The sequence below is a fragment of the Paenibacillus xylanilyticus genome (assembly GCF_047246825.1).
GTDB classification, from domain to species: Bacteria; Bacillota; Bacilli; order Paenibacillales; family Paenibacillaceae; genus Paenibacillus; species Paenibacillus xylanilyticus_B.
The window spans coordinates 108,706-134,507 of record NZ_JBFOLB010000004.1; the positions used below are offsets into that span (position 1 = coordinate 108,706).

Consider the following 25,802-nt stretch of genomic DNA (forward strand, 5'->3'; position numbering starts at 1 on the left):
GCACTATACGTGCTGCACCGCTTTCTATAAACTTTTCCGTACTATCTATCCGGATTCCCGTTCCTACTCGGCAGATGACGTGGAATCTTCGCCTGTGGCTTCCGTTGATGTATCTGACGCCTTCAGCGTATCAGGGAAGTTCTCCGCATCCTGCAGAGTATCTGCCTGAAGGGCGTATGCCCACTGACCGTCTGGTGTGATCACATAGATCAGATCCGGTTCGGATGGAAGGGTAAGCCCCCGATAAACGTCTGTTACGGTCTCTCCATTTACAGTCTGCTCCACAGAAAGTGTAAACCGTGGCACTGTATCTTTCAGTTCAGAAGCTTTACGGACATCGTCCGCAGTGGACAGGTTTTTAATTTTGCCAATAAGAGATACAGCATCTGTGGATTCAATCGGTTCACCATTCAGCGTCCATGTCCGCTCGGTGGCACCGTCCTCCGCAGCCGACTTCAGCATCCAGGTTGCTGCTTCGCCTTCCCATTCCAGGGAGGTGACATTCGTTTCATCGAGATTAAATGGGGTCGTATCCAGCAGATCACGTCGTGTCAGCTCCATATTGCCAATCGTTTCCGACTGAACAGCAACGACAGGACCGGAATCTACCTGCACATAACGTGCGTCATCTGCAGGCAGTTGCCCACCGATTGTCAATGTGATGTCACGGCTATCCTTCAGTTTGATATCCAGACGCGTTGCATTCGAACCCAGGCCATACTTCTCGAGATCAGTCGGTGTCTCTTCCACAACCAGTTCCTGATCCGCACCGCTTAGCGCTTCAAGCCAGCTGCTGATCGTATAACCGTTAAGCGGGTATGCCTTGGGTTCCACCATGCTCCACACGCCATCTTTCAATTCCAACGCTGATGAAGAGGGAGAAGCCTCTGCTTCCGTCGTGTCTGTACTCGGTTCATGGATGATAATGGACTGTACGTCATCAGACTGAATGCCGAGCAACTTGACATTCTCTGCTTCCTCTTCGCGAAAATAATTCTGATTGGCCGCATAAACCCAGCCCACAATCAGTACCAATACGACCAAGACTGTCGGGACCCATTTTTTCATACGCGTCTGCGCCTCCACCATAAGAATACACCTATGATAACAAAGATGAGTGGGAAACCCACAATGGCTACGAAGAAAATCGTTCTGGCCTGCTTACCATCCAGGTAGGCAACTTCATAACCAGCCTGCACACGTGGACGAATCGTCACTCCGTCCTCTTTTTCACTTAAATAGTTGACGGTATTCAAAATAAAGTCACGGTTCCCGCCATTGCCAATCTCCGAATCCTGCATGAAAATGGATGACCCCAAAATCACGGCTTTGGGTTTGCCATCGGTCGTATCCGCTGCATACCCCAGTTCAACAGGACCCTGAATATCCTGATCCGGATCATTTGCAGTTTCATTTTGCAGCAAACCTTCAATATTCGTCTCGCCATAACTATCATTCGAAGAATGAATCAAAGGGGACAGGGTATACTTTTCCTGCTCCTTGCTTGTCAGGGCAATGGATAGGGATAACATCGGATATAGTTTGCTATCCGACAGTTTGTCTGTAATTGCATGCGTACCGTACTCCGGCACGACCCATAACGGTCCCATCGTGCTGGCTTGCTGGTTGTCCACCATAACGGCATGTTCATCCACAATGCCATAATCAGCCATAAGGGTGTCAATGTTTTTCCAGCTGGATTTCATATCCTCCACAAAACCAAGGGACATCATGAGTTTGCCCCCATTGCTCAAATAGGTTCGAATCGCTTTTAATTCAGCATCACTGATGTCACGCTGCGGTCCGATGATGGCAAGTATATCTGCATCTTCAGGAACTACTCCTGCCTGACTCAGCTGCAGCTCTTCTGTTGTGATATTGTTCTGTTCCAGGGACGATCGCAGTGTGGTCAGCTGATCCAGACCAAGTTCCTCATGCCCTGTCAGGAACACCATTTTCTTCATTTCGGTGGAGGACAAATTCATCAATGCCTGTGTTAACTTTTCCTCCCCTGTAAACTGGTATGACCCATCACTTCCATCCCCAACTGCTGTGAACAGACTGGCAATATCAACGACTTTGTACTGATCTCCCTGTTCCAGGACGATCGAACTGCCTGTGATGCCATACTTCGAAGCAAGCGTCGGTTCTTGGGTAAGATTAAATTGTTCCATCTTCAGCTTGCTGTTCCGCTTGGTATACTCCTGAACCATGTCAGTCACTTCGCGATTCAAGACGGTATTATTCGCATTTTCAACCGTTAATACCTTAATGCTGACATCATCCTTTACATTCTTGATCGCGGTGAGAGACTGGTCCGATAAGGTGTATTGTTTGTTTGATGTCAGATCCAGCTGGAATCCGCCAAGTGAATTCAGAAACAGCGTAAGCAAAATAAATATGCCGATGACCGCTACAGACAACACTGTACTGTTGGTATGACTTAACCATTTTTTCATCTTCTCACCTCCACCGCTTCCGTTCCACGATTTGAATGCTGAGTAGCAGGAATACACCTGACAGCGTTACATAATACAAGATATCCGGACCACTGAGCACCCCCTTCGTGAAGCTGTCAAACCGGTTCGTCAGTGCAAATGGATCAAGCCATTGCTGTAAAGCGGATCCGGTATTGCCTGCAAATGAATCAAGCATCCACAATACGAGCAAAATAATAAAACCGGCTACCGCAGATACCATCTGATGCTGGGATAACGTTGATGCAAACAATCCAATTGCCATCATGCTTCCGCCTAAGAAAAAGAGCCCCAGCGCCGACAGCCATACAGAGACCAAGTCCAAATCTCCAAAGAATGACATGATGAACGGATAGACCAGACTGCACAAGATCAGCACCAGCAGAATGGCCAGCGAAGCCAGATACTTACCAAATATCACTTCCGTCACCCGAGCCGGCGAGGTCAGCAGCAGTTCATCCGTTCCCTGCCTGAACTCCTCTGCAACCAGTCTCATGGTCAATAAAGGCACCACAAACAGTAACATGGATAAGGTATCACCCAGAACCAGACGATAATCCACGATACTTGGCTGGTAATACACGAAACTGGAGTAGAATAATAAACTTGTCATCAATACATAAACCGCGAAGGCAAAATACGACGTTGGTGACAGAAAATACGCCTGAAGTTCCTTGTTGCAAATCGCCATCATTCGTCTCATTTGGATTCCTCCTCTGTGGGGGAAACCGCCGGTTCTTCCTTCATGTCATTTACATCGGATGACTCAGCATCTGTTTCCGTTGTAGTCAGTTTCAGGAAGATCTGCTCCAGACTGAGATTTTCCTTTCTCATCTCCAGAATGGGCAATCCGGCTCCTGACAATAGGTAAAACAGCTCTTCCCGGAAATCGTCTGGCGATTCACCGGTAAGCAGCATTCTGACCGTTTCTTGCTGCTCTGTGCTGCGATTTCCGTCCGATGGTTCAATGACTTCACTCCGCACCTTCTCCCAAGGTGCCAGCAAGTTATGTAATTGCTGCTCTGTTGCCTTAACTTCAATGGATACCTTAAACTGGTCACCCATTGATGAACCGAAGTGTTGTGGTGAACCGTCGAGTACAAGTTGTCCCTGATTAATGATCAACATGCGATTACATAGCGTGCTTACTTCAGGCAAAATATGTGTGCTTAGCAGCACCGTGTGATTTTGGCCGAGCTCCCGGATCAAATCACGAATCTCAATAATCTGGTTTGGGTCCAGTCCTGATGTGGGTTCATCAAGTACGAGCAAATCTGGCTTGTGAATGATGGCTCCTGCCAGTCCAAGACGCTGTTTATATCCCTTGGATAATCCGCGCACCAATTGTTTCTCCCGTCCCTGAAGGCCCAGCCTGCTTACCATCTCACTGACCCGCAGTTTGATTTCACGTGCCGGGACATCTCTCAGATTCGCGACAAATTTCAGATAGGACTGCACCGTCATGTCCGGATATAGGGGCGGGGTCTCCGGAAGGTAACCGATCTTGGAACGAACAGTCCGGCCTTGATCATGCACCGATTGGCCATCCACCACGATCGAGCCGGCGGTGGGCTGCAGGTAGCCGGTGATCATGCGCATTGTTGTTGTTTTACCGGCACCATTGGGTCCCAGAAAACCAACAATCTCACCGCGCTCCATTGTGAAATCCAGTTGATGTACGCCGCGCCGTCCATCATACACTTTGCTGACCTGTTTCACTTCGAGCACATTATTCATCCTTTCCCGTTAAAATACCCGTGTGCCATCAAGCGATTCAGATGGTCAACACGGGAAGCTCCTTGTATCTTACGGGTTGTATTCTAAACCCAGCTTAATGACACTTAAAAAAAAGATTAAAAATTTGTGTCTAAAATGTGAACAAATTAGGTTTCACCCACACCCTGTGCATTGGGGCAACGTACCATACAATACAGGAGTCAGCATTTTGCATAATTCGATTCCACTCGCTCCAGGGTACAATATATAGACCATTTCGATCTATATATTGAAGATTGGAAGTCGCTTATTGGATTTATACAAAATGCTCAGGAGTATGAGTTCCTGCACAAAAGTCAGAGGGTGAACCGTGTGAAAGTATTATTCACGTTTTTTGTACCAAGTGGTGGCGTGGATACCTTGAACCGATTGCGGACAGCCGTTCTGCAACGTCATGGAATCGAAGCGCATGTATTATATCTCTACACAGGCTCGGGATTGCAGAACAACAGCGGCACTCCGGTCTTCACCGCATCCAGTGATGAGGAGATACGTTTTTTGGTTCACAGTCAGCGTTATGACGCCATCATTGTGACCTCGGACATTAGCATGCCTGGAAGATTGAGAGGACTCGGATATACAGGACGAATTATATTTGAAGCCCAAGGTCTCGGAACGCGGGATCAGGCTCTGGAAACGATACAGATGGCGATCCCCTACCTTCAGGCCCACTGCGATGCTGCTGTTCTGCCTCCTACCGATCACTTGCTCGATATGTTTATTCATATCTGTCCTTGGCTGCACCGGTTTGTTATCCCCAATATGCTGGACACCGATACGTTTGCTCCAGTCTCCGTGGATGCACCACCCTATCCGGTTCTGGCTTGGGTTGGACGGTTGGAACACAACAAAAATTGGCGAGAATACTTGAGCATATCCAGTGAAATCATCAAAAAAATTCCTGAAGCCAGACTGTGGCTGTTTCACGATCCCAGCTTGGCCAATCCCGAAGATGAAGTGATGTTCCGCCACTTTCTGGCTGAATACGGACTGGAAGATCGCATTGGCATTTTCATCAATGTTCCTCACTCCCAGATGCCTGCATTCTACTCCATGATTGCGGCTTCCGGAGGAATCATGCTCTCCACATCCCTTCTTGAGGGCTTTGGTTATGCAGTTGCAGAAGCCATCAGTTGTGGTTGCCCGGTACTCAGCACTGATTCGGATGGAGTACGTTCTTTTATCACACATAACAAGACCGGAAAATTCTATCCTCTGGGCGACGTCAATGCAGCAGCAACTGAAGCGGTCGAACTCATGCGTAACCAAAAGTTGCGTCAATATATCCGTACACAGGGCAGAGAGCACATGACCGTCTCGTTCTCACCAGACCGGTATGCCACATCCTTCCGGGAAATGATGACAGCCCTGCGCATCTTCTCATGAGTACCGCAAAAAGGCAGTTCAGGAACCCTTTCTGAACTGCCTTAGGTTGGTTTAAATATTTAATTTTTCTAGTCTGCCAACTTAATCATCTGATGCTCGGAGAGCACGCCAAGCGTTTGTCCATCAGCGCTTCTGCAGTACACCCGCACCGCCAGATGATAGGGTCTGCTTTTATTGCTGATGATTCGCAGTTCCCACATGCTGGATGAAACATTCAGGTTATGAATGATGTGGTTACGGCTGCTGCCGGTCGACTCTGCTCCAATATGAAAGATATGTCGATACAACTCTCCACACGTTGGACTGATCCCGCCGACATATACGTCCGCCCCGTCGTCCCCTACGAATGCAATTTCCACATCTACGTACTTAATCGGAACAGCAGTTTGAAGCATGCCCTCATGTACTTCCATTACATATGCACCCACATTGCGCCTCCTTCTGCTTTGTACGACCTGTATGTATTTTATGCAGTCGCTCATCCTATGCCAGTTGCATTCACCCATTTTTGACAGATGTACCTCCCTGCCCGGCCTTCAGCACAGCTTCTTTCATAGAATACAAGGATAGCAGAACCGCCTGTGCAGGCCGTGACAAGGAGGTACTTATGAAAGTTCTGCTCGTTACCTACTGGGAGCTTACACATATGGGAGGCATATGGACCTATGTAAAACAGCTCGCTGACAAGTTGATGGCACTTGGCGTCGAGGTCGATATTATGGGTACGAACGGCGCGAAAAATGAAGTCTATATCCGCAACCTGAATCGGACATTTTCCAAGGATAACGTTTGGCCCATGCTCCAAGCCAAGCTCAATCCAACCGTTCTGCCACAATTCACAGCCGACTCTCTTCTGGCGTACTACGAACTGAACCGATATGCATTTGAAATGGCTGCTGCCTATCTCGGTGTAGATCAATACGATATCATTCACGCACAAGACCCTGTTGCAGCTGTGGCGATGAAGCGGATTCTGAAGAATAACACCCCCATGGTAACTAGTTATCACGGGGCACTTGCACGCGAAGCCTTTTACGATGCACAAAATACCAACCCGCAGCTCACACTCCCGGCATATTTACAATCCAAACGAGGGCGTTATTTCCTCTCATTGGAGCAACGGAGCGCTGCACAATCCGAGCTGATTCTGGTCTCCAGCCACTGGATCAAGAGTACACTGACATCCCTGCAGGTTCCGGAAGAGAAATTCCGCCTTATTCCTTATGCTGTCGACCTTCCTGCCTACCGCGCCCAGGCAGCGGTCCGGTTCCGCCAGCGCCCGCCGGCAAACAAAAAAGTCATTGCCTTCACAGGCCGGCTGGAGTTCATCAAAGGCGTTCATGTACTGATTAAGGCTCTGGCCAGCCTGAAGCAGATGCGCTCCGATTGGGTCTGCTGGATTGCGGGAGAGGGGAATCTGATGGATGATCTGCGTTCCCAGGCCAATGATCTTGGCATCGGAGACGACATTGTATTTTGGGGCAAATTGGACAACATCCCTTCGTTCCTGCGCCGTGCCGACATTTATGTTCAGCCCAGCCTGCAGGATACGCAGCCCTTCTCGGTAACGGAAGCCCAGCTCGCCGGACTTCCTGTCATTGTAAGTGGCACGGCAGGCATGCCAGAGATGGTCGAGCCCGCACATACCGGCTGGGTTGTTCCGCCTCAGGATGCTGATTCCCTGAGCGCACTCTTGGGCGCCCTTTTGCAGGACGATGCCACCCGTAAACGGGTAGGTGCACAGGCCAAGGCTTGGGCGGAGCAGCATCGCTCCCTTGAGGAGATGGGCATGCGCACGTTACAGGTTTACCAAGAAGCAATTCAAAAAGGAGGTCATCGGCTATGACACTGCTGGTACCGAGTGATCTATACAATGGGTGGTTCTCCGTCCCTGTCTCGACGGCACATATTGAAGTGGACTACGCGACCATGAATGGATTAGTACAGAAGCTGCCCCAAGAGTACACTTTGCCTGACCCGGAAGCCCTGGCTATTATGAACTCCAATGATTGATGTATGTTTGGAATACACATGACATGTAGAGGGCTGAACTGGACTTACTTGTTACAATAATACGGATCATCCTGGCCCTCTTGGTACAAGAGGGTTATTTCCATTGGAGATGAAATTTAAAAATGAAAAAAGAACATGCCAACTGACCCCATAACACGGGATGACCAGATAGCATGCTCTCTGTTCTACTCTTTTTCAAGACGAAGTCGTTCGTTTCACCGTTCCAACTCTTACTGCCAATAACCGCCGACCTGAAGCAGATTAAGCAGGATCGGCCGATGTTTGGCCTGAACCAGTTCCATTTCCGCTTTCAGTGCCTCAAAGTGTCTTTTCGTTCCCATCGAATCATGAACCCGATAACACATCAGAGGCTCATTGAAATAGAACAGTTCATAGACCGGAAACAGTCTTAGCCACATTTCATAGTCATGCGTATAACGGAACTCGGTGTCAAACATGCCGAACTTATGAAATGCATCCATCTCCAGCATCACGGTGCAGCCGTTAATGGGACAACCTTCCATCAGCACCTGCAGCATCTCCAGACGGCTGCCTACTTCCGGCTGCACCGTATCCATCCATTCACTGTTTGCATTCACATAGTGGTAAGCTCCATGACAGAACGATGCCTTTACGTTGAGCATAAATTTCAGTTGTTTTTCCACACGGTCCAGCAGCATCACATCATCGGAGCTGAGCCAGACAAAATAGTCACCCGACGCCCGCTTGATTCCTTCATTCAACGCTGTAGCCGTTCCACCATTCTCTTTCCGAATATATGTGATGCGCTCCATAAACGGCTCCAGCTTCTCCACATGCTGCGTAGAGCCGTCATCTACCACGATGACCTCGATATGAGGATACGTCTGGTTCAAAGCACTGTGAACAGCCTGCTCAATATAAGCACAATTGTAAAACGGAATGACAATTGAAACTTTCGGCTCCATCCGGGCCTCCCCTTTCTCCGCCTGTCTCTGCGAAAAACTGCTCCCCTTATCATATGAGGACACGGCCTTCAGTTCGCGGGCATATGTGATAGAAAATAAATACAGAGGGCATTATGGGCATTTTACATCCCATAACCCCCTCCGTCAGAATTACTCCATCTCTTCATCCACCCATAGCTGCAATTCGCTGCAGCAAAGGTTCCCGATATCTGGACCACACCATGGAGGCCTCCTTGCCGATGGTCTCTGCATGACGCACCGACCCCATCCCGCCGTGCCAACGGTATGCCGTAAGAGGTTCATTCAGGTATGGAAAGCGATGCCCATTCAGCAGAATTCGCAGCCAGAGATCCAGATCATGAGTATAAGGCAGCAGCTCATCAAAGAGACCTACCGCACCAAACAAATCCTTGCGGATCATGACGGTACAACCATTGACGGGATTGCCATTCACGAAGCGGCGCAGCCATTCGATCTCTGACATCGGTTCTGCGCCACCATGCAGCTTGGTAACCGCGGAATGTTCATTAATGTAATGAAAGTTGGTATGTGAAGCAAGCACATTTTCCCGCTGCATGAACTCCACCTGATAACGAATTTTATCCGGATAGAGGAAATCATCCGAGCTAAGCCAGACCACGTAATCTCCGGACGCATGACGGATACCGTGATTAAGAGCTGAGGCTGTTCCGCCATTGCTTTTGCCAAGAACATAGATTTGGGGCAGGTATGGCTGGAGAAGCTCCGCATGCCTAGTGGAGCCATCGTCCACCACAATGATTTCTACGTTGGTGTACGTCTGGTTGATCGCGCTTTGGATCGCCTGCGGCACGTAAGGACAATTGTAGAATGGAATGACAACCGACACTTTGGGATTCATTCTGCCCTTCCTCCTTGCTGCCTGCGTACATCGCTCAGAATGTCCTGGAGGGATTGAGCAAACGGAATCTGGGGCTTCCATCCCAGCTTGCGCAGCAGCGATAACTCCTCCTCCTTGCCAGCCCCGTCCGGACCCGAAGAGGCACCGTCCCAGCGGACAGGTACTACCGCCTCCGTCATGGAGAGCAATGTATCGGCGATTTCACCCAAACTGCGCTCCGTCCCGGAAACAACCGGATAGACAGTCCCGGTGGCTCCATGTACAAGAAGCGTGGCATAGGCCCTGACTGCATCCCGTACATCCAGAAAATCTCGTGTATTATCCCGCCCGGATAGGCGAAAAGCTTCACGCTTGCCCTCCTGCTCACAGGCGACGATGTGCCGTGCAAGCAGGGAACAGATGCCTGTGGATGGGCCAGCACCGATCAGATTCCCCGGCTCAGCCAGCATGATCTGCTGACCAAACAGGGACATCCAGGACAAGGACACCATCTCCTCCAGCGCTTTGCTGAGACTATAAGGGTGCGGCGGCTCCGGGTTTCGGCCCGGTTCAGCCGTGTATTTCAAGCGGGAACCTACAATGACGGTCCGTGCGGACGGACAGCTCCGGAGAGCATCCAGCAAATACAGCACAGCCATCACATTGGTCTCCAGTACAAGCAGCGGATCCGACCAGGAGTCCGGGACCGAATTTTTGCCTGCGAGGTGCAGCACGTAATCCGGCTGCACCTCGTCAATCAGTTGACGTACTTGCTGTTTATCGTTAAGGTCACAGACGTGTACGGCAACGCCTTCGCCAAACGAATGAACACCTGCTCGCCGCACCACGGCTGCAGCCTTGGCACCGACGCTCTTAAAATATGACACAGCGTGCCGTCCGGTAAAACCGGAGGCACCCGTAATTAGCACTTTCTTGTCAATCAGCTCTGCTCCATCCATAATGCCAGCTCCTTCAGCATCGTAGAATAATCCGGAAGGTCTGTCTTCACATCCTCACGTGTGGAAACGAGGGTACGATCCTGCACAAGACTGTCATCAGGCACAATATTCACATCCTGCTTGTTCCAGGTCTGCTGGAAAAGAAGCAGCAGATCGTGTTTGCTGACAGGTGCCGGATGTGCCAGATGAATCAGGCCACTGACGGGTGACGCCAGATAATGATCCACCCATTTTGCCAGTTCAAGTGTAGTCACTCCATTCCAGAAAACACGTGTATACCCGCCCACTTCACCCGTGCGGGACATAAACCAGTTCATCAGACCAATGCCGCCCTTCCGGATTTCCGGTCCAATAATGGAGGTTCGGATCGTCAGGTGTCCCGGGTCATGAACTTCGCCCAGTGCCTTGGTAATGGCATAAGCAGATGTGCCATCCGTGACATCGTTCTCCGTATACGAACCACGGTCCCCGCTGAACACACAGTCCGTGCTGATATGAATCAGTCGGGCACCAATCGTATCGGCCACCCTCCGCAAACGATGCGGAAGGAAGCCGTTAATGTGATACGCGGTAATTTTATCTTCATCTGCGAAGCTGTTCAGCACACCAACCGCGTTAACGATAACATCCGGGTGCACAGCTTCCACCAGACGATCCACCATATAACTGTCGTTCACATCCAGCAGCAGCCCATTCGGGTCGGACACGTCCCGGGTGGTATAGAAGACACTGTGCACGCCTTGACGGCGGAAATAGTCGACCATAACATGGCCGGCCATTCCGTTTCCCCCAAGTATCAGGAGCTTCATGACAGAAATCCTCCGCGTTTCAAAATGTCGCGAATCTCCTCTTTCGTCATCAACTGATGTTCGGAACTGAAGCTGCTAAAAGACACTGGAGGGCAGTTGGTGTAATGTTCACGCAGTCCCGGTATGCCCAGTGTAGGGAGAATGACAAGGTACTGTTCGTCGTAAACAACGGTTGTCATGCTTTCGAATTCACTCATCAGAATTTCATGAATTTTCTCACCTGGTCGAATGCCGCGCTCCACAATGGCCACATTATCCACACCGGAATCTTCAATCAGCACTTCCGCAAGGTCCACAATTTTGCACGTAGGCATCGTCATGACAAAAATCTCACCGCCTACACTCTCCACGGAAGCCTTGAACAGCAACGTGATCGCATCTTTCAGTGTGAGGAAGAAACGGGTCATGTTCATGTCCGTGATGGACACTTGACCTTTCTGGCGGATCTGGTTTTTGAAGAGGTGCACAACACTTCCGTTGGTTCCGAGCACATTTCCACCGCGCACCGTTACAAACCGGGTGTTGCTGTGCAGCAGATTCGCATATACAATCAATTTCTCGCCGATCGCCTTGGTCATGCCATAGAAGTTCGATGGGTTGGCCGCTTTGTCGGTCGAGATATAAATGACTTTTTCAACCTGGTTTTCAATAGCAGCCTCAATCACGTTCTGGGTTCCAATCACGTTGGTTTTGAGCGCTTCGTAAGGCTGATCTTCACATACCGGTACGTGTTTGAGCGCCGCCAGATGGAAGACATAGTCCACTTGCTGGCAAGCAGCCGTTAATGCTTCCTTATCGCGAATATCACCAATGCGGAAATGAAGACGAGGGTCCTCGAACTCGCGGCTCATGGCCACCTGGCTTGATTCATTGCGGGAGTAAACGATAATTTCCTTCGGCTGCTGAGGCAGCAGTTGAGCCACAAGTTCGTACCCCCATGATCCAGTACCGCCTGTCACGAGAATGCGTTTATTTTCAAACATGTATTTTCCCTCCAAGCAGAAATTTGACCACTTTACTGGATACATCCGTTGCTTTGTAACCCTGCGGGCACTCCCAGTCATTTGCCATCTCTGTCATGACCTTCACACATCCCGCAATGCGGGCTGCGTCCAAACCGGAGACTACGTTGCTGCCGCAGTCCACCGTTTCCGGACGTTCGGTTGTTCGCCGCATGGTTACTGTAGGCACACCCATGATGCAGCATTCTTCCTGAACGGTACCGCTGTCCGTAAGGGCACAGCGTGCATGACGTTCCAGCATGACAAAATCGAAAAATCCGAACGGCTCATGGAATTCTACCAGCGGATTCATCTCCAACTGCAAATGCTCTGCGATCCGGATGGCTGTGCGGGGGTGAATGCTGCAGATCACCCGCAGGCCATGCTCCTCCGCAACCTGGTTCAGACCTTTCATAATCTCCATCAGATGAGGTGGATGATCCACATTTTCTGCCCGGTGGGCTGTGACCAAAAAGTACTGCCCGGACTTCAGCTTCAGCTTTTTCAGGATTTTGCTGGCATTCACCTGTGCGTCATAATGGCGCATCACTTCATAGATGGGATTACCCGTCAGTACAATTCGCCGGGTGGGCACACCTTCACTGACCAGATGCTTTTTGCTCTGTTCGGTGTATGGCATGTTAATGGTCGATATGGCATCGATGACCTTGCGATTTTTCTCTTCAGGTACATCCAGATCGAAGCATCGATTGCCTGCTTCCATATGAACGACGGGAATGCCCATGCGTTCAGCCAGCACAGCACACAGTGCGCTGTTGGTGTCACCGAGCAGCAGCACTTTATCCGGCTTTTCCTGAAGCAGCAGGTCTTCCATCTGTGTGAACATGGAGGATAACTGGCGGCCCAGCGTGGCCGCTCCGTCCTGAAGGACGTAGTCTGGCGCACGCAGGCCCATTTCCTTGAAAAACTGACCGCTGAGACTTTCCGTGAAGTTCTGTCCTGTGTGCACAAGAATATGCTTGGACGCGTACTGGTCCAGCTTGGAAATGATCAGGCTGAGCCGAATAATCTCCGGTCTCGTGCCCAGCACCGTCATGATCTTCATCGTAATCCCTGCCTTCATCGTGTATTGGAACCTTTCCGGCGCGCCCGGCGCCTTGACTTGGCAGGCGTACGTTTGCGAGCCGTTGGTTTCGCCCTGTACAGATGCTTTCTCTTTTTATGAGTCGCCTTCCGGATCCGCTTTTTTGCTCTTGTTTTCCGTTTGCCAATCCGGCTGGCCGTATGCTTTTGAACCACATCAGCGGGTACAGGATCGCCTATGGCAAGCGGCGGAAGTGGAGAGATCGGTAATGCCTGAATCACGGACAGGGGGAACAAAAGTGCTCTGACTGCCCCTGGATTCAAAGCAAGGACGGTGCGCAATCCACCTTCTCCCCAGGTGTACACCGGGCCATTCGGTGCCTGAATGTAAGGGAACCAACCGGGGAACCGCAGTAACCACTGTGTCACCATCGTATGCATGCCGGCCCTGTAGGTTTCGATTCCATACAAGCGTTCCGCTTCTGCCCGCCCCCGCCAGGCGATATCGGACGCCAGCTCCGAGTCGTTCAGCAATGTTGTCGCCAAGGCGGCAAGTGCATTGCTGTCCCCCGGTGGAGCGAGAAATCCGCCGCTGCCTACCGTTTCGAGCAATTCCGACAACCCACCCTGGGCAAAGGCAATAACCGGTTTGGCAAAATAAATGCCTTCCAGCGCGGTCATGCCAAAGCCTTCTTTCACCATGCTTGGAATAACCACCATATCCATTGCCGTATACGCAAGAGATACATTTTCTTCAAAAGTCGTAAAGGTGAATCTGCGGGAATATCCTGACTTTTTCACTCGTGCCACGCATTCGTCATAGTACTTTTTATCTGCTGGCGCACCAATGATCCAAAACCTGGCTCGCGAATGGGTTTCACACAGCTGCAGAGCCATGTCAACAAAAGGCTTGAGCCCTTTGGCATCATATATAAAAGAAGAGATATAGCCGATACAGACATGCGAGGACCTGAAGCCGAGCTCCTTGCGCTTGCGTTCACGCAAATGCAACCAGCGGTCCGGGGCAGGCAGTGACGGATCCCAGGTTGGAGGGAGAACCGTCAGCTTCCCGGTCATGCCCGCATGTTTGAAAGGTGCAACAGCGGTTTCGGATATGCCGATAATCCAGTCCGAATACCGGTTTATCATCTGTACAGCCTCGTCGGTATGATCATTGATTTGGATAATCTCCGTAATCTTCCAGATCACCGGAATCTGCAGAGATTTGGCTGCAACAGCAGGCATCACATTCACACAGGTATTGGTTAATACCAGCGCAGGCGAGGTTTCCCTGATCAGGGAAACCACATCCTGGTAGGCCGGTGTGTGGCGAAGCAGTTCCGCATCATTTGCAATGCCCTGGTAGGGTGTGTACACACCGTGAAGCATCGGCAGAGAGCATATTTTGACCTGTATGCCGAATCTCCGCGCAAGTCCGGCCAGCTTGCCTTCCTGCGGGGCAACAAGCACGCAGTCGAAGATTGAGCCCATTTCCCTCATAAAATGGAGCAGAAGTTTCTCCGCTCCCGTTATACTTCGGGTGTTGCACACATGGGAAAACAACATCAGTTTCGGTTTAGTCGCCATGGCTGCACGGACCGCTGCATGAACATCATGCAGGGCTCTGTGCACACCTCCTCCCGACCGGAAATTAAGGGAATATAATCGTCAGCAATTCGTTAATTCTTCTGCCATACGTGTGATCCTTCAGCGTCCGTTCCAGTCCGCGAAGGGCTATTTCACGGCGCTCCTTCTCGTGGGTAAGGTAATATTCAACTTTATCGAGCAGCTCTTGGGGAGAGGAATATGTTTCGATCTCCACACCCGGCTTATAGAACCGTGCCAGGTCATCACGCGCATCGGTCAGCTGTAATGTTGCGGAAGCCGAGATTTCAAATGTTCTTGGATTCGGGGAAGCTGGTGGTATTTTGAGATGGTTGTTATTGACGGAATCGTCTTCGTGGGAACGGTGCAGGTTAATGACAATTTTGGTGCCGTTATATACATCATTGGTTTCCTGCGGACTCATCCAGCGTCCATGTTCAATCTTCTCGCCATAGGCTTCATGGTCTGGCAGACGGTCCCACCAGATGCCATTAAATACGGTATTGTGTGACATGATCTGAGCCATGATTGGATTGAAAAAGTATACCCGGTTCCAATAAGCCGATCCGATAAAACTGACGTCCCGGTGCAGCGGGGATGGAGTCGTAATGGGAAAGTAGTGATTGGTGAAAGCTGCAAACGGCAGGTAGTGTACGGACGCACAGCCGCTCTGACGGTACAGTTCCACACAGTTTAGCTCGAGCGTGAAGATATGATCAAAATGGTGAACGCGCTCCATCGTCATATCCGTGTAGTACGGATCATCCGTCAGCCAGATTGCGGTCGGAATGCCTGCCTGGCGAATCGCATCAATATGCTCAAGCGGAATATCCATGCCATCTAGTACCAGAACCAGATCGGGCCGATTTTGCAGCGCAATTTCAGAAACCGGCTGCCTCGGATCGGACAATGTTACCTGAGCAACCATGCCCTGCAGGGTCGCCATAATTGCTTCATCCAGCGGGGAATAAGGAAACCCTTTACCCGAAGAGACGTACAGGACATGGAGCTGCCGAAAAGGCAAAGGTTCCTGTGCACAATTGACAATATAGTTGGCACGCCCGCGCAGATATCCTTCTTCCTTGCCTGCATCATAACCGGCATGCTGCCCGTTTCTGCGGGCCTGATCAGCCAGGCTGAGCACTGGCGCATGAAAATTCCTCTTTTTACGGTGTTTGATAGACATACCGCCACTCCTCTTGTTTAGGATAAAGTTCGCTGTATTACGGGTTGGCTCTATACATGTTCCAGCAGCTGGGCGATCCGGCGGGTAAACGTATGCTGGTTCAGCGTAGTCAGCAGCCCCCGCCAGGCCATGGCTTGCCGTTCTTCCTCGTGCTGCAGGTAATACTTGATTTTGCGCTCCAATTCGGCTGCTGTCGTAAACGTCTCAATGTCATAACCAGGCTGGTAAAAGCGGGGCAAGTCATCACGCGCATCTGTAATCTGCATGGTGCCACAAGCGCTAATCTCATACGTTCTTGGATTAATGGACCGACCTTCCAAGTGATGCGTATTGCGATTATCCTCACCATTCTCGCAGGTTCGATGAATATTAATGACAATCTTGGCTCCATTGTAATAATCAACGGTCGTACTTGGATCAATCCATCCCTCATGGATAAACGGACCGAGTACATCCGATCGTGTCAGCCGCTGCCACTGCCCACCGGCAATGAATACTTTTTTGTTCGCCAGAAAAGGGGCCAGCTCATCGAACAAGGCGATCCGGTTCCAGAAGCCCGTGCCGATAAAACAAATATCATACTGATGCTGCGGAGCAATGCGACGTGGCTGGAACATGCCAGGATTCACGGCGAGTGGCATATAGATGACCCTGCTCGCTCCATTCCCCTCATAAAACGGCACCGCCGCTTCTTCATGAGTGAATACCAGATCATAATGCTTGCAAATGGTCGCCGTATCTTCTGTAAAATACGGATCGTCCACAAACCACACCGCTGTCCGCATACCGAGTGCCCGTATCCCGTTCACCTGCTCCAGGTGATCTGCAGGAAAAACATGCAATCCGTTCATGACCAGCACGATATCCGGTCTGTGCTGGCTCGCATCCTGCAGCATGGTTGCCGGCGATCCAACAACACATTCGCGTACAGATTGCTGCAGTGCTATGATGACACCTTCATCGATGGCATCAAACCCTTGCGGAATATACAATACTTTCATATCCCGCACGGTCGGCTCAAACATCTGCACTCGCTCCATCATGGCCTGACAGCCGCCGAATCTGCGGCCTTCAGCATATCCGCTGCGGTAGGCTATCTTTGCTTCCGAGAGCGGTCGGTGTCGTTTTTTTGCCACATCCTTCACCCTGTCTTCCTTTCAGGAGATTCCATTCAGATTCTCCCCGAGATTGGTCTTCCCTCTAAAGGATATGCCCCGGGGTCAGATGCATCATGGACGGGTGTCCTGCAAGGCGCAAAATTGGCGTCTGCCCTCCACATCGGCCTGCACGGGCATGTCCGCTTCTGTGGCCAAACAAATAACCCGGAGGGAAATGTCCCCCCGGGCGTCCTATGTGCTGGATCCGCTTCTATTGGTTTACTGAGATGCAGTTCTATTCGGTTACTGTGCCTTGTACGCCAGCTGATGTCCGTCCTCGAATCCCTTGGCGAAACCCGCGTTGAATCCCTCGTTGTACGCCTCGTTGTATCCCTGACTGTACGCGTTGTCCGGGTTCGGATCGGTAGGGGTAGCCGGGACGACTGGTTGTACGGGCTTCGGACTCCGGTGCCGTCGTACCGTACGTTTCTTTTTTTTGAGCCACGCACTACGTCCTTTAAGCGTGCGTTTGTGCAGGACACGTTTGCCCTTAAGGGCACGCAGCTTTCTGATTTTGCGCAGACGTGCACCACGGGCAAGCAAAGCTCTTTTGGTTCTAAGCCGCAATTTCTTCTTTCTTAACATATCAACATTCCTCCTGTATGTCCCGAACGATACGTATCGCATATTCGGGGTCTTTGAGCCACGGCAAGCCAGGCTCCCCATGCTGGATTCGCGCCAGCCTGATACCCGTAACCATACGGGACATTTCTTCCTGATACCGACTCAGCAGACGAATGTTCTCGGCCAGATTGCGGGCAGATACTTCCGAATGAGCGGTTACACTGGCTACACTGTCCAGAATACGAGCCAGTGCCTTCTGGCTGTGTGCAATGGACTCAATGAGGGCCAGTTTAACTTCCTGCTCACGCTGCAGCAGACTCATTTTCCCAAATCTCCAAGATCCATGCCGCCAAACATGTCTCCGTCCATCCCGCCTTCTTCAGCACGGTTATCCACCATCACAGCTTTCAAATTGTTGCAGAGTCCTGTTTCCATCCTGGTTAACCCTTCCAGCATTTCGACCAGCTGATCATGCATTTTCAGCGGCTCTGACACCTGATCACCATGGGTTAGAAATGCATCACCGTTCAGATGATTCAGCGCCCAATTCCGAACTTTCTCGGCCTCAACCGCTTTGGCCTCCAAAATCAGCGCAATGTTCCACTGCATTTTGGCTGCAGCATCCAGCATCAAAATGAGACTTTGTTCTCTGCTCATGTCTTTTCACCCGCCTTCCGGGCTTATTCTTCCTCTTGACCCGCCATCTCCCGCATGACCTGAGTCAGCGTTTCGGCAACAGCTTCTTCCAGATCTGCAAGTCCCCCCAAGTAGGAGATAATGCTTTTGTTGATTTGTCCAGAGCTATCCAGCAGACCGTCAACGCCATCCAGCTCCGGTTCGATGTCCGGCAAATGATTAATAATGTCAGACATCCGCACAGCGATCTGGCGTTTGGCATCCAATACTCGCGCGAGCTGCTGGTGTGAGTGTGCAATATGTGTGAGTATTTCATCAACTTTGCTCTGCATGGTCCTCCTCCTTACCGTCACGGCCTGCTTCACCCATAGAAAAACCCGGCCTATCAGCATTTGCCTGCTACAGCATATGCCGGGCCGGGATCGTCAGTTACTCCAGCTTGCGCCTATATCGTCAAATGACATAACTCCAGTCGGAGGAGTATCGGCTCAGGAATTGGCGGGTTCGTTCCTGCTTGGGCCTCAAAAATATTTCCTCCGGTGTACCCTGCTCCACCACATGGCCCCCTTCCATGAAAACAACCCGATTCGCCACTTCACGTGCAAAACCCATTTCATGGGTAACGACGATCATGGTGATCCCCTCCTGGGCGATCGAGCGTATGACTGACAAGACCTCACCGACCAGCTCCGGATCCAATGCGGAGGTTGGTTCATCGAACAGAATGACTTCGGGATTCAGAGCCAGCGCACGGGCAATCCCGACACGCTGCTGCTGTCCTCCAGACAGCATACTGGGATACTCATTGATTTTGTCCAAAAGTCCTACTTGTTCAAGCACACGCAGGGCACGTGCACGGGCGTCCGCTTTGGACATCTTCTGCGCTACGATCAGTCCTTCCGTGACGTTATCCAGAACCGTTTTGTGTTTGAACAGATTATAATGCTGGAAAACCATGGCCGTTTTCCGTCTGATCTGCACCATATCATGTTTACGCGCATGTTTGCAGTCCACGCCCAGATCGCTGATCTGTACCTTGCCTTCATCTGCGCGTTCCAGAAAGTTTACGCAGCGCAGCAATGTCGTTTTGCCAGATCCGCTGGGACCAAGAATGGCGACGACATCCCCCTGCTCCACGGTCAGATCAATGCCCTTCAATACTTCCTGCTTGCCAAATGATTTGTGTATATTGCTCAGTGTAATCATGAAACCCCTCCTTTGCTATAGATGGCAACCCGGCGTTCCAGCAGAGCAGTGATCCGTTCCGCGATGACAGTGAGCCCCCAGTAGATGACGGCTGCTGCAATGAAGGCCTCCAAGAACTTCAGACTGACGGATGCAACGACATCTGCCTTGCCGAGAATGTCCATCTGTGAAACCGTGAAGGCGAGGGTTGATCCATGCAGAAACCCGACAAACATGCTGCACAGATTGGGCAGTACAGCACCGATGGCCTGAGGGAGAATGATGCGCCGCAACGCCTGTGAAGTGCTCATGCCAACAGCGTGTGCAGCCTCCATCTGTCCACGATCCACAGCGAGGATACCCGAACGGATAATCTCGGACATATACGCTCCGGCCGTCAGCGAGAAGGCAATCAACACAAACACCAGAATGGGGATGGAGGCGGATTGAAAGGCCCACCCGTACCGGGCAGCCAGTTTGTCAATAATCATCGGTATGCCGTAATAGATCAGAAACAAATGCATTAACATCGGCGTCCCCCGCAGAAAGGACACGTAGAAGGCTGCCACAGGGTGAATCCAGCCAACCTGATAGATTCGAATCAACGCAGTGGCAAGACCAATTCCGAAACCTGCAATCAAAGGGACAATCGTTATGACCAGCGTCAGCGGCAGTGCCTTCAGAATTTGAAAAAAAGACGTATAAATAAACTGGAGATCAATGGACATATGCTCACCCCGCTATTCGTTTCAGGCGTTTAGCTCTGACCGCTGGCTTGTGCGCCGTTCTCTTGCGTTCATGACGCTGCAGTCTGTGCTCAGCAAGAGCAAAGACTTTTTCAAGTACAATGACAATGACATAATAAACAACCGACAAGCTGATATACACCTCAAGCGCATGTGACGTAGCCGAGATCAGCGTCTGCCCTCTGCCCACCATATCCATGACACCGATGGAAAAAGCGAGTGATGTGTCCTTGAGCGAACCGATCAGTGTATTCGCCATATTGGGAAAAGCCACGATGAGCGCCTGAGGGACAACGATCCGCCGGAAAGACTGGAACGTGGTCATGCCTGCTGCATAAGCAGCTTCGGTCTGGCCCTTATCGACACTGCGAACAGCTCCCCGAAATATCTCTGCAAAGGAGGCAGCATCACTCAGTGCATAGGTCACGATGACAAACAGCAGCGGGTCGGTTCTGGACAGGTCAATGCCCACTGGCTTGAGCAATTCGGGTAGACCGTAATAGACCAGAAACAGCTTGATGAGAATCGGTGTGCCTCGCATGAAAGATACATACAGGGTAGCGAGCTGACTCAGAACCGGAATCCGGTAGAGCCTGGGAACCGCCAGCAGCACACCACCCACCAGTCCAAGCACAATGGACCCGCCCAGTACAATCAGCGTTATATGCAGATACCGTAGCAGTTCCGGGATGAAGTCCAGAACCAAGGATAGATCAAATGATTTTCCCATTACCGCTTGCACACCTTTCTCAGGCTACTCTTCAACCGTATAATCCGCTCCAAGCCACTCTGTACTCAGTTTGCTTAATGTTCCGTCTTCCTTGATGGATTTGAGTGCTTCATCCACTTTGGTTTTGAGCTCCTGCTCGTCCTTGTTGAGGATGAAGTACACTTTGGAGTTGGAAAGGGCCTCTCCTACCGTTTTCAATTGGGCATCAACTACCTTGTTTTGATAATCGATCGCAAATTGTGTACTGATAGTAGCATCCACCCGGCCGGTTTTGATCTGGGTATTCGTATCTTCCCCTGCTCCGGAATAGACAATTTCAATCTCGCCTCCATTCGCTGCATTCCATTTCTCAGCGAGTACAGCCGCATTGCTCGTAGCACCCACAATCAGTTTTTTCCCTTTGAGATCTTCGATGGAATTCACATCCTGGTTCTTCTCACTTACGACCACTTTATTGGGGAAAATATTATAGGCTTCATCATTAAACAGGAACTTGGCCTGTCTCTCTTCATTGACTTCCATCTGGTGAGCGATCAGATCAATTTTTTTCGTCTCCAGACTTAACAGCAGGTTTTTGAACTCCATTGTACTGAATTCAAACTCATACTCGGGCAGCCGTTTATCAATCTCGCGAATCAATTCAACATCGTATCCTGTCAACTTGCCATTCTCATCAATAAAGCAGACATTCGGAAATTGTGTACCTGTACCCACGATAATTTTCTTCACTTTATCTTGACCGGATGCAGATATGGTATCTGCTTCATTTGAAGCATTGCCTGTGCTGCATCCTGCCAGCACCGCCAACATGGTCACGAACAGCAAAGCTGTCCGGAATGGATGAATCCCCCGCTTTTTAGCCATTCCCGATCTCCTCCACAGGCTGTTACAGCCGATATGATGTGTACTCCCATGCCTCCGAATTTTAACTAACCATTCTTACTTGTATAGTCGGAATTAGGTTGAACACAGAATATCACCGCGGGTCATCCTGAGGCAATATGAAGCCTAATAGGACATCCTGATATCGTTATAGAACTTCTCTATGCTGACACTTTCCCCTCAATCCATTTAATCAAAAAAAGCCTCTCCCAACCGGTCTGGCGGAGAAAAGGCTTTTTCCATTCATGATGTTATCTATCTGCGACTGGCCCATTTAATTTTACGTGCGACTTCCAGCCGCTGGGATTGCAGGAGGCCAATTCGTTTTTCAAATTTGTCGCGTTCATCTTGGGTGTGTGCTGCATGCAGCTGGTTGCATAGCCCCGTCAATTTGCTGTTGATATAATCCAGCCGTGTCCACAATTCCTCTTCTGGTGATCCTTGCTGCTCCGCCGTCGGCTGAAATATCTTGAGCTGATGGATAAGGGACTGCTGCCATTCCTGATCCTGAATTTGGATGGCAAAATGCAAAAGATCCAGATAATCGTCGATTTGCAACGATACGCCGCAATCAGGTTTAGTATTCATAGTCGTCTCTCTCCTTATTTCAGTGCTTGGCTGGAATCAGTTACTTCTATTTTACAGGAAAAGGGCTACTTTAGGCGAGGGTTGAAAGTACGAAATTTGGATTTTTTTTTTGGTTTTTTTATGCATCGGAGTTTTCAATACACCTATAGACAGATTGGATTGGCGTTATATATTCCTGGAAGCCTTATTATGATAAAATGACTCCACAAATTGATGATTCCACACGAAATAACTGGCCGTTGTAACATAAAACCCGCTTCAAGGAACATCCTTTGGGCGGGTTATCGTCGTTCCGTTTTCTCCGTATCAGCCTTGCATATGTTCAGGCTTTGTCATGGTGTGGCTGTCTCGTTAAAAGCAGCATAATAAAGGATATGATAATGATCGAACCGGTCCAAGCCCAGGCCATGGTCTGATTGCCGGAATCCACTGCAACATAGATTGCAGTAGGTACAGTTTGGGTTTTACCAGGAATATTTCCTGCGATCATAAGCGTGGCTCCGAATTCCCCAAGTGCACGAGCGAATCCCAATATGAAAGCAGTCATTAACGCACGTCCGGCAAGCGGCAGCGAAATGTAGCGAAACACCTGCCACTCATTCGCCCCCATCGATCGGCCCGCATCCTCCAGGTCCCCATCAATACCGCTGAAACCGGATTTCATGGTCTGATATACCAACGGGAAAGCAACGACCACCGAAGCAATCACTGCAGCCCACCAGGAGAAGATGACCGGCGCCGAAAAAACGGCTTCAATCCATTGTCCCAAGACACTTTTGCGCCCCAGCAAAACGAGTAACAGAAAGCCGACTACCGTGGGTGGAAGTACGAGCGGTAGCATAAATGCGGTTTCCAGAACAACTTTGCCCCGAAATGAGCGGCGTGACATCTTCCAGGCCACAGCGATGCCGAGTACGGCTGCAACTACGCTGGACAACAAAGCTACCTGAAGGGACAGGCGCACAGGTGACCAGAATGCCGTCCAGTCGATCTCATGCACATTCATTCCGGAACAGAGAATCCGTATTTCGCAAATACATCCAGCACTTCAGGCGTTTGCAAATACGTGTAAAATTGTTCTGCTTCTGTCCGGTGTTTCGTTTCTTCAATAATACCTACCGGATAATTAGCGGGTGTATAACTGTTCTTGTCCACCTCAAATGCGATGTTCACCTGATCCGAGGTCAATGCATCCGTTTTGTACACAAATCCGGCATCTGCATTACCCGTCTCCACATACTGCAGAACCTGTCTGACATCCTTGCCCTGCACCAGCTTGCTTTCGAGCTGATCCCACAGGCTCGCATTCGTCAGTGCTTCCTTCGCGTAGGTCCCTGCGGGAACACTTTCCGGAATCCCGATCGCTACGGTTTTGATCGAATCAGCCGTCAGATCCTTCTCGTTGGATACTGTATTTTTACGATCTGCCGGAACAATCGCGACGAGTGAGTTTTGCAGCAAATTCTTCTGGTCAGCAGGTGCAATCAAGTTCTCGTCCACCAGGGCATTCATATTTTTCGTTGCCGCTGATACAAAAATATCGGCAGGTGCCCCCTGTTCAATCTGCTGTTGCAACGCCCCCGATGCCCCGAAATTAAAGTTGAGTTCAATATAAGGATGGGCCAGCTCATAGTTGGTCTCGATTTCTTTCATCGCATCGGTCAAACTGGCTGCAGCTGAGATTGTTAACTCTACCGTTTCCTGCGGCTTGGTATTCTCTGCCGAAGAACCCTCTCCTGATGTCGCTGGAGTTGAAGACACGGGCTCAACTGCCGTAGATGAATCCGCGCTATCCGTGTCAGCACCACACCCTGCTAATACAAGTGCCAGTCCGAGGGACATGCTTCCCAGTATGTATCCTATTCCTTTTCTCATTTCTGCTCCTCCAGATCTTCCAACATGTTATGTTTGGTTATAACTAGTTATAATTAATTATATTTCATTATACATAAGATCGATTAAATAGGAAGGTCTAGTTTATACTGTCCTGCAGTTAATGGTATAGTACAAGAGACTGCACCATCCCATTCAACAAATGATGAATGATGTTGATGAACGAAAACATATATGCTTTTTGCCATCCTGAAGGAGGATCTTCACATATGACAGAGGAGCAATCCTATACCACTGAAGAAATATCCAAGCTGCTCAAAATTTCCAAACTGACCGTGTATGATCTGATCAAAAAGGGAGACCTCGTCGCTTACCGCGTCGGCAAACAAATGAGAATTGATGCCACCGATCTGGAAGCGTACAAACGGCGTTCCAAGCAGCTGCAATCCCCAGGGGGCCAGCGATCCGCTCTAAGCCATCCCTCAGGAGCCGTATCTGTAACCGAAACCCGTGAATCAGGTGATGCTGCAGCTGCACATTTATCTGACAAATCGGCCCCTTTATCCAGACCGGCATCCGAAGCTTCCCACGTTGTACCAGGGGATTCTCCTATAGCCCCTGCGGCTCGACATGTGGTCATTACCGGTCAGGATGTGAGTCTGGATATTCTGATGCGCCATATGGAGAAGCAAACACGGCACATTCGCCCACTTCGCTCTTTCATGGGAAGCCTGGACGGACTAATCTCGATGTACCGCGGTGAGTCCGACCTGGTCAGCACTCATCTGCTCGATGGTGACACGGGCGAATATAATCTGCCCTACATCCGCAAAATTCTGATTGGCTGGTCCTATGTCGTCGTGAACCTGCTGTCAAGGCCGGCCGGGCTGTATGTAGGGCGCGGCAACCCACGCGGCTTACAAGGCTGGGCAGACCTGAATCAGCCTGATCTCCGCTTGGCTAACCGCGAGAAAGGTTCCGGAGCTCGTGTATTGCTTGATGAGCAGCTTCGCCTGCACGGCATCCCTTCTTCCCGTCTTGTCGGGTATAACGTGGAGGAAACCAGTCATATGGGTGTGGCCGCCAAGGTCAGTTCCGGTGAGGCTGATGTGGGAATTGGCATTGAAAAGGCTGCTCGTCTGGTCGGCCAGGTTGATTTCATTCCACTGACTCAGGAACGCTATGATCTGGTTATGTTGAAAAAGCCGGGGAATGAAGCGTGGACCGACTCGGTACTGCGCATCCTTCAGTCTCCGGAATTCAGACAGGAGCTGCAATCATTCGAAGGTTATGATGTATCCCGTACAGGCGAAATTTTGTACGAAGTATAATATGACCTAATCTATACGTTTGCCAAATACACACTTATGCTTCCAGTACGTCAACATGCACGGCCCGTTAATAAACAAAAGCAGCTGA

Annotated in this window: 29 protein-coding genes; 4 read left to right on the top strand and 25 right to left on the bottom strand. The window is 50.3% G+C overall.

Annotated features, from left to right (window positions below; all coding sequences use genetic code 11):
* Positions 1 to 63 precede the first annotated feature (63 nt).
* Genes AB3N00_RS23070 through AB3N00_RS23085 form a run of 4 tightly spaced genes read right to left on the bottom strand, consistent with a single transcriptional unit; the run spans position 64 to position 4,205 of the window.
* Positions 64 to 1,068, bottom strand: a complete 1,005-nt coding sequence (locus AB3N00_RS23070; RefSeq protein ID WP_413036687.1) for a DUF4340 domain-containing protein — start codon at positions 1,066 to 1,068, stop codon at positions 64 to 66.
* Positions 1,065 to 2,459 (bottom strand): GldG family protein, encoded by a 1,395-nt coding sequence (locus tag AB3N00_RS23075; RefSeq protein ID WP_413036688.1) that lies wholly within the window; start codon positions 2,457 to 2,459, stop codon positions 1,065 to 1,067. Before AB3N00_RS23075 ends, AB3N00_RS23070 begins: the two co-directional genes overlap by 4 nt.
* 4 nt (positions 2,460 to 2,463) lie before the next feature.
* On the bottom strand, positions 2,464 to 3,180 hold the full coding sequence (locus AB3N00_RS23080) for an ABC transporter permease subunit (protein ID WP_413036689.1): 717 nt from the start codon (positions 3,178 to 3,180) through the stop codon (positions 2,464 to 2,466).
* A complete protein-coding gene (locus AB3N00_RS23085) occupies positions 3,177 to 4,205 on the bottom strand; it encodes an ABC transporter ATP-binding protein (RefSeq protein WP_413036876.1) in 1,029 nt (342 codons plus the stop codon). The genes AB3N00_RS23080 and AB3N00_RS23085 overlap by 4 nt, the downstream gene beginning before the upstream one ends.
* A gap of 360 nt (positions 4,206 to 4,565) precedes the next feature.
* Between AB3N00_RS23085 and AB3N00_RS23090 the strand changes: the two genes are divergently transcribed.
* Complete coding sequence (locus AB3N00_RS23090) at positions 4,566 to 5,639, top strand: glycosyltransferase family 4 protein (RefSeq protein ID WP_413036690.1); 1,074 nt, start codon at positions 4,566 to 4,568, stop codon at positions 5,637 to 5,639.
* Between the two features lie 68 nt (positions 5,640 to 5,707).
* On the opposite strand, the gene AB3N00_RS23095 is transcribed toward AB3N00_RS23090, so the two are convergent.
* The gene (locus AB3N00_RS23095) at positions 5,708 to 6,067 is read right to left on the bottom strand and encodes a hypothetical protein (RefSeq protein WP_413036691.1); all 360 of its coding nucleotides are present in this window, start codon (positions 6,065 to 6,067) and stop codon (positions 5,708 to 5,710) included.
* A 179-nt stretch (positions 6,068 to 6,246) separates the two neighbouring features.
* On the opposite strand from AB3N00_RS23095, the gene AB3N00_RS23100 reads away from it, so the two are divergent.
* Together AB3N00_RS23100 and AB3N00_RS23105 are read left to right on the top strand one after the other, a co-directional pair.
* Positions 6,247 to 7,485: a glycosyltransferase family 4 protein gene (locus AB3N00_RS23100; protein ID WP_413036692.1), complete on the top strand. Its 1,239-nt coding sequence runs from the start codon at positions 6,247 to 6,249 to the stop codon at positions 7,483 to 7,485.
* A complete protein-coding gene (locus tag AB3N00_RS23105) occupies positions 7,482 to 7,652 on the top strand; it encodes a hypothetical protein (protein ID WP_413036693.1) in 171 nt (56 codons plus the stop codon). Before AB3N00_RS23100 ends, AB3N00_RS23105 begins: the two co-directional genes overlap by 4 nt.
* A gap of 230 nt (positions 7,653 to 7,882) precedes the next feature.
* On the opposite strand, the gene AB3N00_RS23110 is transcribed toward AB3N00_RS23105, so the two are convergent.
* The 20 genes from AB3N00_RS23110 to modA form a co-directional block, all read right to left on the bottom strand.
* Positions 7,883 to 8,599, bottom strand: a complete 717-nt coding sequence (locus AB3N00_RS23110) for a glycosyltransferase (RefSeq protein ID WP_413036694.1) — start codon at positions 8,597 to 8,599, stop codon at positions 7,883 to 7,885.
* Positions 8,600 to 8,762: 163 nt separating this feature from the next.
* Positions 8,763 to 9,479: a glycosyltransferase gene (locus AB3N00_RS23115; protein ID WP_413036695.1), complete on the bottom strand. Its 717-nt coding sequence runs from the start codon at positions 9,477 to 9,479 to the stop codon at positions 8,763 to 8,765.
* The gene (locus AB3N00_RS23120; RefSeq protein ID WP_413036696.1) at positions 9,476 to 10,417 is read right to left on the bottom strand and encodes an NAD-dependent epimerase/dehydratase family protein; all 942 of its coding nucleotides are present in this window, start codon (positions 10,415 to 10,417) and stop codon (positions 9,476 to 9,478) included. The genes AB3N00_RS23115 and AB3N00_RS23120 overlap by 4 nt, the downstream gene beginning before the upstream one ends.
* The gene (locus AB3N00_RS23125) at positions 10,399 to 11,226 is read right to left on the bottom strand and encodes a dTDP-4-dehydrorhamnose reductase family protein (protein WP_413036697.1); all 828 of its coding nucleotides are present in this window, start codon (positions 11,224 to 11,226) and stop codon (positions 10,399 to 10,401) included. The genes AB3N00_RS23120 and AB3N00_RS23125 overlap by 19 nt, the downstream gene beginning before the upstream one ends.
* Positions 11,223 to 12,209, bottom strand: coding sequence for a polysaccharide biosynthesis protein (locus AB3N00_RS23130; protein ID WP_413036698.1), 987 nt, complete (start codon positions 12,207 to 12,209; stop codon positions 11,223 to 11,225). The genes AB3N00_RS23125 and AB3N00_RS23130 overlap by 4 nt, the downstream gene beginning before the upstream one ends.
* The gene (wecB, locus tag AB3N00_RS23135) at positions 12,202 to 13,293 is read right to left on the bottom strand and encodes a non-hydrolyzing UDP-N-acetylglucosamine 2-epimerase (RefSeq protein ID WP_413036699.1); all 1,092 of its coding nucleotides are present in this window, start codon (positions 13,291 to 13,293) and stop codon (positions 12,202 to 12,204) included. Before wecB ends, AB3N00_RS23130 begins: the two co-directional genes overlap by 8 nt.
* Positions 13,294 to 13,307: 14 nt before the next feature.
* On the bottom strand, positions 13,308 to 14,903 hold the full coding sequence (locus AB3N00_RS23140; RefSeq protein ID WP_413036700.1) for a glycosyltransferase family 4 protein: 1,596 nt from the start codon (positions 14,901 to 14,903) through the stop codon (positions 13,308 to 13,310).
* 19 nt (positions 14,904 to 14,922) lie between these two features.
* Positions 14,923 to 16,062: a glycosyltransferase gene (locus AB3N00_RS23145; RefSeq protein WP_413036701.1), complete on the bottom strand. Its 1,140-nt coding sequence runs from the start codon at positions 16,060 to 16,062 to the stop codon at positions 14,923 to 14,925.
* Positions 16,063 to 16,112: 50 nt separating this feature from the next.
* Positions 16,113 to 17,207, bottom strand: coding sequence for a glycosyltransferase (locus tag AB3N00_RS23150; protein ID WP_413036702.1), 1,095 nt, complete (start codon positions 17,205 to 17,207; stop codon positions 16,113 to 16,115).
* Between the two features lie 255 nt (positions 17,208 to 17,462).
* Positions 17,463 to 17,804, bottom strand: coding sequence for a hypothetical protein (locus AB3N00_RS23155; protein WP_413036703.1), 342 nt, complete (start codon positions 17,802 to 17,804; stop codon positions 17,463 to 17,465).
* Between the two features lies 1 nt (position 17,805).
* Complete coding sequence (locus tag AB3N00_RS23160; RefSeq protein WP_413036704.1) at positions 17,806 to 18,105, bottom strand: hypothetical protein; 300 nt, start codon at positions 18,103 to 18,105, stop codon at positions 17,806 to 17,808.
* A complete protein-coding gene (locus AB3N00_RS23165; protein ID WP_413036705.1) occupies positions 18,102 to 18,440 on the bottom strand; it encodes a restriction endonuclease subunit S in 339 nt (112 codons plus the stop codon). The genes AB3N00_RS23160 and AB3N00_RS23165 overlap by 4 nt, the downstream gene beginning before the upstream one ends.
* Positions 18,441 to 18,463: 23 nt before the next feature.
* Positions 18,464 to 18,751, bottom strand: a complete 288-nt coding sequence (locus tag AB3N00_RS23170) for a nucleoside-diphosphate sugar epimerase (protein WP_175394977.1) — start codon at positions 18,749 to 18,751, stop codon at positions 18,464 to 18,466.
* Between the two features lie 121 nt (positions 18,752 to 18,872).
* Positions 18,873 to 19,625 carry an amino acid ABC transporter ATP-binding protein gene (locus AB3N00_RS23175; RefSeq protein ID WP_413036706.1) on the bottom strand — a complete coding sequence of 251 codons (753 nt, stop codon included), beginning with the start codon at positions 19,623 to 19,625 and terminating at the stop codon, positions 18,873 to 18,875.
* The gene (locus AB3N00_RS23180) at positions 19,622 to 20,332 is read right to left on the bottom strand and encodes an amino acid ABC transporter permease (RefSeq protein WP_413036707.1); all 711 of its coding nucleotides are present in this window, start codon (positions 20,330 to 20,332) and stop codon (positions 19,622 to 19,624) included. Before AB3N00_RS23180 ends, AB3N00_RS23175 begins: the two co-directional genes overlap by 4 nt.
* Positions 20,333 to 20,336: 4 nt before the next feature.
* Complete coding sequence (locus tag AB3N00_RS23185) at positions 20,337 to 21,080, bottom strand: amino acid ABC transporter permease (protein ID WP_413036708.1); 744 nt, start codon at positions 21,078 to 21,080, stop codon at positions 20,337 to 20,339.
* 24 nt (positions 21,081 to 21,104) lie between these two features.
* Complete coding sequence (locus AB3N00_RS23190; protein ID WP_413036709.1) at positions 21,105 to 21,944, bottom strand: transporter substrate-binding domain-containing protein; 840 nt, start codon at positions 21,942 to 21,944, stop codon at positions 21,105 to 21,107.
* 273 nt (positions 21,945 to 22,217) lie between these two features.
* Complete coding sequence (locus tag AB3N00_RS23195; protein ID WP_413036710.1) at positions 22,218 to 22,550, bottom strand: hypothetical protein; 333 nt, start codon at positions 22,548 to 22,550, stop codon at positions 22,218 to 22,220.
* A 322-nt stretch (positions 22,551 to 22,872) separates the two neighbouring features.
* A complete protein-coding gene (gene modB / locus AB3N00_RS23200) occupies positions 22,873 to 23,556 on the bottom strand; it encodes a molybdate ABC transporter permease subunit (RefSeq protein WP_413036711.1) in 684 nt (227 codons plus the stop codon).
* Entirely contained in the window at positions 23,553 to 24,425 is an 873-nt protein-coding gene (gene modA / locus AB3N00_RS23205; protein WP_413036712.1) for a molybdate ABC transporter substrate-binding protein, read from the bottom strand. Before modA ends, modB begins: the two co-directional genes overlap by 4 nt.
* A 227-nt stretch (positions 24,426 to 24,652) precedes the next feature.
* Between modA and AB3N00_RS23210 the strand changes: the two genes are divergently transcribed.
* Positions 24,653 to 25,714, top strand: a complete 1,062-nt coding sequence (locus tag AB3N00_RS23210; protein WP_413036713.1) for a substrate-binding domain-containing protein — start codon at positions 24,653 to 24,655, stop codon at positions 25,712 to 25,714.
* Positions 25,715 to 25,802 lie beyond the last annotated feature (88 nt).

Coding starts and splice junctions, on each gene's coding strand:
- AB3N00_RS23070 (WP_413036687.1), bottom strand. CDS start 1,068: ATGAAAAAATGGGTCCCGACAGTCTTGGTCGTATTGGTACTGATTGTG.
- AB3N00_RS23075 (WP_413036688.1), bottom strand. CDS start 2,459: ATGAAAAAATGGTTAAGTCATACCAACAGTACAGTGTTGTCTGTAGCG.
- AB3N00_RS23080 (WP_413036689.1), bottom strand. CDS start 3,180: ATGAGACGAATGATGGCGATTTGCAACAAGGAACTTCAGGCGTATTTT.
- AB3N00_RS23100 (WP_413036692.1), top strand. CDS start 6,247: ATGAAAGTTCTGCTCGTTACCTACTGGGAGCTTACACATATGGGAGGC.
- AB3N00_RS23105 (WP_413036693.1), top strand. CDS start 7,482: ATGACACTGCTGGTACCGAGTGATCTATACAATGGGTGGTTCTCCGTC.
- AB3N00_RS23110 (WP_413036694.1), bottom strand. CDS start 8,599: ATGGAGCCGAAAGTTTCAATTGTCATTCCGTTTTACAATTGTGCTTAT.
- AB3N00_RS23115 (WP_413036695.1), bottom strand. CDS start 9,479: ATGAATCCCAAAGTGTCGGTTGTCATTCCATTCTACAATTGTCCTTAC.
- AB3N00_RS23120 (WP_413036696.1), bottom strand. CDS start 10,417: ATGGATGGAGCAGAGCTGATTGACAAGAAAGTGCTAATTACGGGTGCC.
- AB3N00_RS23125 (WP_413036697.1), bottom strand. CDS start 11,226: ATGAAGCTCCTGATACTTGGGGGAAACGGAATGGCCGGCCATGTTATG.
- AB3N00_RS23130 (WP_413036698.1), bottom strand. CDS start 12,209: ATGTTTGAAAATAAACGCATTCTCGTGACAGGCGGTACTGGATCATGG.
- wecB (WP_413036699.1), bottom strand. CDS start 13,293: ATGAAGATCATGACGGTGCTGGGCACGAGACCGGAGATTATTCGGCTC.
- AB3N00_RS23145 (WP_413036701.1), bottom strand. CDS start 16,062: ATGTCTATCAAACACCGTAAAAAGAGGAATTTTCATGCGCCAGTGCTC.
- AB3N00_RS23155 (WP_413036703.1), bottom strand. CDS start 17,804: ATGTTAAGAAAGAAGAAATTGCGGCTTAGAACCAAAAGAGCTTTGCTT.
- AB3N00_RS23160 (WP_413036704.1), bottom strand. CDS start 18,105: ATGAGTCTGCTGCAGCGTGAGCAGGAAGTTAAACTGGCCCTCATTGAG.
- AB3N00_RS23165 (WP_413036705.1), bottom strand. CDS start 18,440: ATGAGCAGAGAACAAAGTCTCATTTTGATGCTGGATGCTGCAGCCAAA.
- AB3N00_RS23170 (WP_175394977.1), bottom strand. CDS start 18,751: ATGCAGAGCAAAGTTGATGAAATACTCACACATATTGCACACTCACAC.
- AB3N00_RS23175 (WP_413036706.1), bottom strand. CDS start 19,625: ATGATTACACTGAGCAATATACACAAATCATTTGGCAAGCAGGAAGTA.
- AB3N00_RS23180 (WP_413036707.1), bottom strand. CDS start 20,332: ATGTCCATTGATCTCCAGTTTATTTATACGTCTTTTTTTCAAATTCTG.
- AB3N00_RS23185 (WP_413036708.1), bottom strand. CDS start 21,080: ATGGGAAAATCATTTGATCTATCCTTGGTTCTGGACTTCATCCCGGAA.
- AB3N00_RS23190 (WP_413036709.1), bottom strand. CDS start 21,944: ATGGCTAAAAAGCGGGGGATTCATCCATTCCGGACAGCTTTGCTGTTC.
- AB3N00_RS23195 (WP_413036710.1), bottom strand. CDS start 22,550: ATGAATACTAAACCTGATTGCGGCGTATCGTTGCAAATCGACGATTAT.
- modB (WP_413036711.1), bottom strand. CDS start 23,556: ATGAATGTGCATGAGATCGACTGGACGGCATTCTGGTCACCTGTGCGC.
- modA (WP_413036712.1), bottom strand. CDS start 24,425: ATGAGAAAAGGAATAGGATACATACTGGGAAGCATGTCCCTCGGACTG.
- AB3N00_RS23210 (WP_413036713.1), top strand. CDS start 24,653: ATGACAGAGGAGCAATCCTATACCACTGAAGAAATATCCAAGCTGCTC.